This is a genomic window from Pseudomonas sp. FIP_A4, from assembly GCF_036701605.1.
Classification (GTDB): domain Bacteria; phylum Pseudomonadota; class Gammaproteobacteria; order Pseudomonadales; family Pseudomonadaceae; genus Stutzerimonas; species Stutzerimonas phenolilytica.
In genome coordinates this window covers 1-359 of record NZ_JAYDXP010000081.1, presented here as the reverse complement: position 1 = coordinate 359, position 359 = coordinate 1, and the positions used below count along the sequence as shown (strand labels likewise).

Sequence of the window (359 nt, the reverse complement as noted above, 5' to 3'; positions counted from 1 at the left end):
TCCTCGAGATCTTCCAATGGATGACCGAGGAACCATCCATCACCGGCGTGAAACCGAAAGGCAGTATCGCGCCCGACCCCGGGCGCGGCCTTGATGATGATCAAGATGCCTGCGGCGATCTGCCGCAGGGCTATTCGTCGTATGCGGACAGCGCGCGGCTGTCGAGAATCTCGATGCGGCGAATGCCCTTGTCCTTGACGTTGCCGGCGACGCTGCCGGAAAACGCGCGGCGCAGGGTGGCGGCCAGCTCGTGGGGCGGCAGCGCGCGGCGCAGCTGCAGGCTGGCGTCGACGTGCGCGCGGTGAACGACGCCGCCGGCAAGCCGCTGTTCCGCGAGATGATCGAGCTGGCCCGCAAGG

The 359-nt window shown here is 67.4% G+C and carries 1 pseudogene; it reads right to left on the bottom strand.

The window, feature by feature from the left end:
* Nucleotides 1-169 precede the first annotated feature (169 nt).
* A pseudogene (locus U8L64_RS00635) lies at nucleotides 170-286 on the bottom strand (pyrimidine/purine nucleotide monophosphate nucleosidase domain-containing protein); the annotation flags it as partial.
* Between the last annotated feature and the right edge of the window lie 73 nt (nucleotides 287-359).